Annotated in this window: 3 protein-coding genes; all 3 read right to left on the bottom strand. The window is 63.9% G+C overall.

Translation table 11 applies throughout. The features are described 5' to 3' along the window. Positions 1 to 81: 81 nt before the first annotated feature. Genes ACLQI9_RS22150 through ACLQI9_RS22140 form a run of 3 tightly spaced genes read right to left on the bottom strand, consistent with a single transcriptional unit; the run spans position 82 to position 3,312 of the window. Entirely contained in the window at positions 82 to 1,314 is a 1,233-nt protein-coding gene (locus ACLQI9_RS22150; protein WP_442392211.1) for a M24 family metallopeptidase, read from the bottom strand. A gap of 43 nt (positions 1,315 to 1,357) precedes the next feature. Continuing rightward, complete coding sequence (locus ACLQI9_RS22145) at positions 1,358 to 2,599, bottom strand: cytochrome P450 (RefSeq protein ID WP_442392210.1); 1,242 nt, start codon at positions 2,597 to 2,599, stop codon at positions 1,358 to 1,360. Between the two features lie 29 nt (positions 2,600 to 2,628). Next, entirely contained in the window at positions 2,629 to 3,312 is a 684-nt protein-coding gene (locus ACLQI9_RS22140) for a TetR family transcriptional regulator (protein ID WP_442392209.1), read from the bottom strand. Positions 3,313 to 3,906: the final 594 nt, after the last annotated feature.

Here is a 3,906-nt window from a genome sequence, read left to right as displayed (position 1 = left end):
AGTGGCCATCGGCGCTACTCCTCCGCATCGCTTCGTCCCCCTCGCCGCTCCGCGGCTGGAGGCGCCCCCACTGCATCGTCGTCAGCGCGGGCCATAGGGCGTATAGGGGTAGTCGGTAATCGGCATGCAGCCGTCTTCGGTGATCACCACGATCTCCTCACTGCGGTAGCCACCGGTGCCGTCCTCCCACACCACCGGCTCCAGCACCAGCACCATGCCTGGCGGAAACACGAAGTTGTCGTCGTACTCCTCGCCCAAGTCCGTTCCGATCATGGGAGGTGCAGCGGGATAGGTGCCGATACCGTGTCCGAGGTAGAAGTGTGGCAGCCACGGCTTGCTGCCACCGTTGGCGGCGATCGCCGCGCGCGCCAGATCACCCGACGTCGCACCGGCTTTGGTCACTTTCAGCACCGCGTCGAGAATATGGCGCCACTGGTCGAATTGCGCTTGCTGGCGCGCTGACGGCTGGTCGCCGACCAGCCAGGTTCGACCGAAATCCGAACAGTACCCGGCGTAGCTGATGCTGACGTCAGTCCACAGCACGTCACCTTTGGCGAGTTCGCGTTCCGCGGTGAGCAGCGGCAGCGCGAGGTCGCCGTGCGTCGTCCACACCCCCTCGGCACGCGACGGCGGCATCACCTGCCAGATCGCCTCAAGCATATTGGCGGTCGCACCCAATTCGAATGCCCTGCGCACCAACTTGGCTGACAGATCGGTTTGCCGTACGCCGGGTGCCAGCTGCTTTTGCACGTCGGCCATGGCCCGCTCGGTGATGCGAGTGGTTTTTTGGAGGCAAGAAAGCTGGTCCGTTGTCTTGACCAGGTTGGCTGCTGCCACCACCACCGCCGCCTCCGAGGGTGGCCCGCCGGGGAAAAGCTGATCCGCGGCCCGGCGCATCGCCCCGGTCAGCTCATCGACCGCGACGGTAGCGCCCGGCGGTATCAGATCAGCGATCACCCGCGCGAAATGCTCTACGCCTTCCTCTAATTCGAGATACAGGGGACCGTGCAGATGATCGGGCGGCACCTGCGATTCCGACGCGGCTCCCTCACGGAACGGTATGAACAGGTGCGGGTGCTCATCGGTGGCCAGCACGATGGCCACCGGCCGCTCCACGTGTGACAGACCGGCGTCCAGCACCGGCCAACTGGCACCCGTGGCGTACACCACGTTGTCGTTCATCAGCAGGATCAGCGCGTCGACGCCGTGGTCGGCCATCGCCGATCGAAGCCGCGCGCCGGTTTCGCGACGCATCCGCGCCCAGTCAGGCTCCTCGGGGATGACGAACGTTTGCGCACTGGGAGTAGTCGTCATTCAAACACCCAGGAATCTCTTGATGTTGCCGCTCACGATGCAATCACCATGTCACGGGTAGTTCGTATAGCCCGTAGGCCAGAGCATCGTGTTTGAACGGCAGTTGCTCCACCGGGACCGCCAGCCGTAGCGTCGGCATGCGGCGCAGCAGGGTGTGCAGCACGATCTGCAACTCCATCCGGGCCAGCTGCTGCCCGACGCATTGGTGCCGGCCGTAGCCGAAGCCGACATGGGGGTTGTCCTCCCGTTGCAGGTCCAGCCGATCCGGGTTGGGGTAGCGACGAGCGTCCCAGTTCGCCGGCGGGACGTCGAGGATGATGCCCTCTCCGGCGCGGATCACCTCGCCCGCCAGCTCGATGTCTTCGATGGCGACCCGGCGTTGACCGGTCTGAATGATGCTCAGGTAGCGCATCAACTCTTCGACAGCGGTGGCGATCACCTTCGGATCGTGGGTGTCGCGCAACAGCGCAAGCTGATCGGGATGCTCCAGCAGCGCCACGATTGCCAGGCTGATCATGTTGGCGGTGGTCTCGTGCCCGGCGATCAGCACGCCGGTGGCCAGCTGGGCTGCTTCGCGGACGCTGAGCTCTTCGGCATTGACCCGCTCGGCAAGGTCGCCTACCAAATCTTCAGTCGGGTCTTCCATTTTGGCGCGAACCAGTTTGGCGATGTATCTCGCCAGCGCAGTAGCGCCTTCGGCCGACTCCTCGGCGGTGGCGTACCGGCCCATCCCTTTGTGGGCCTGCTCTTGGAAAAACTCCGCGTCCGAATACGGCACGCCCAGCAACTGACTGATCACCAACGACGGGACCGGTAGCGACAATGTCTCAACCAGGTCCGCCGGCTGAGGACCGGCCAATATCGCGTCGATGTGGTCGTCGGTGATCTTCTGGACGGCCGGCCGCAGTCCTTCGACCCGCTTGAAGGTGAACGGCTTGGACAACATGCGGCGAAACCGGGTGTGCTCCTCGGCATCTGAAGTGAACACCGAACGCGGTCGCTTGTCCACCGTCGCCAACATGCCTTCGTTCCAGTGCGGATAGCCGGGCTTGCGATCATCGACACTGGCGCGGGAATCGGTGAACAGCGCACGTATCGCTTCGTAGCCGGTAATCAACCACGGGGTGCTGCCGTCCCAAATCCGCACGCGGCTAAGCGGTTTGACGACGTTGAGTTCCAACGCCACCGGCGCGGGAGCCAACGGGCAACCCGCCGCCCGGGCCATCGGATAGTCCGGCACCTCCGCTGCGGCCTCGCTCATCGTCTCGGTCGACATGTCAGCCATAGCACTCCTTCTCCCAAGGCGAATTCTGGTCAGTGAGATGACGCGGCCTGCATGCGGTGAACGGGCGCCCGCCATAAGCCGACGATCGCGTCGATCAATCCTTCGGCCGCGATCGGCCAGCTGGACCGTGACCGCGGCCCGTGTTCGCCGAGCTCTCCTTCATGTTCGGCGCAGGTGTGCATCAGCAGGTTGCGAGCCATCACCATCCGTTCGAAGCGGACTCGCTTCGGCAGGTCGGGCAGGCAGCGGTTGATGCCGTCGATCGCCCGGACGAGCATGGGTGATCCGAGCGCATCCTTGGTCACCACCTGCCGATAGGTGGGATCGGCCATCGCCTGAGCGGCGAAGCGGGCGTACCAGCTCGGGTTGCCCAGAGCCGCCAGGTGATCCGTGAGTGGGTGTACCAGTGTGCCGACCCAGGCCCGGAGCTCGGACGAGTTGCCGATGCCGGCAAGCATCTGCTCCCGCAATTCCTCGATTGGCACCCGGTGTTTGCTTTCGATCGCGCGCAGCAAATCGGTCCTGGTGCCGAAGTGGTAACAGGCCGCGGCATTGTTGCCTTGCCCTGCCGCTTCACTGATTTGCCGATTGGACACGGCGTACATGCCGCGCTCGGCAAACAACCGCTCAGCTGCTGACAAGATCGCTTCTCGGGTACCCGTCGACCGATCGTTGCGCAGGACTCTGGCTGCGGTCACCGCCTCAGTGAACACCCGCGTCGAGGTTAAATCAAGCAGTTTATTTAACTGCTCGACGCGCGGCGGGCGCTCGCCTGACCGAGCCCCGGCAACCATGCCGCCGCGGACCGGAAGGACGATCTCGGTACCGGGCCTACGGCCGCAAACGAGCGTATGCCGAATACAAAGGCGCCCTGCATGGTGACAATTTCGGCGCATTCAATTTTTATGACGACACGAAACCACATTTACGCGCACTTATTCTTGGCCAGCGCGATTCACCGACCTGAGGACTGTGCGCCCGCCCCGAGGCGACCGAGCCGCCGGTCAGGTCGTTCTCGCGGTATGCACTGCGGGACGAGCCAAAGACCCGAGTACGACTTAGCGGCCCGCTGATTGGACTGGCGTCGATATTGTTCACATTCCCGCCCACCCCAGGTCGGGTAGCGTCGCCCAATTACCGCCCACAGGGTGAATTGCCGGTTGAGAAGCCCGTCATATCGTTAACCTCGGCGCAGCGGCTTCGTTCTGTCTATACTTTCGCTTCTCGACCGCTGCGCCCACCATCGATACCGGCTTAGACAAACGCTCAACACCCCAGGCCCGAAAACCGACGCGGCATCCCGAGCC

The sequence above is a fragment of the Mycobacterium sp. genome (assembly GCF_052143115.1).
Taxonomy (GTDB): domain Bacteria; phylum Actinomycetota; class Actinomycetes; order Mycobacteriales; family Mycobacteriaceae; genus Mycobacterium.
Note: the sequence above shows the minus strand (reverse complement) of the source record. Positions and strands in the feature narration are given on the sequence as shown.

What these genes read in the sequence shown, in the direction of transcription:
- ACLQI9_RS22145 (WP_442392210.1), bottom strand. Translation starts at nt 2,599, where the DNA reads ATGGCTGACATGTCGACCGAGACGATGAGCGAGGCCGCAGCGGAGGTG.
- ACLQI9_RS22150 (WP_442392211.1), bottom strand. Translation starts at nt 1,314, where the DNA reads ATGACGACTACTCCCAGTGCGCAAACGTTCGTCATCCCCGAGGAGCCT.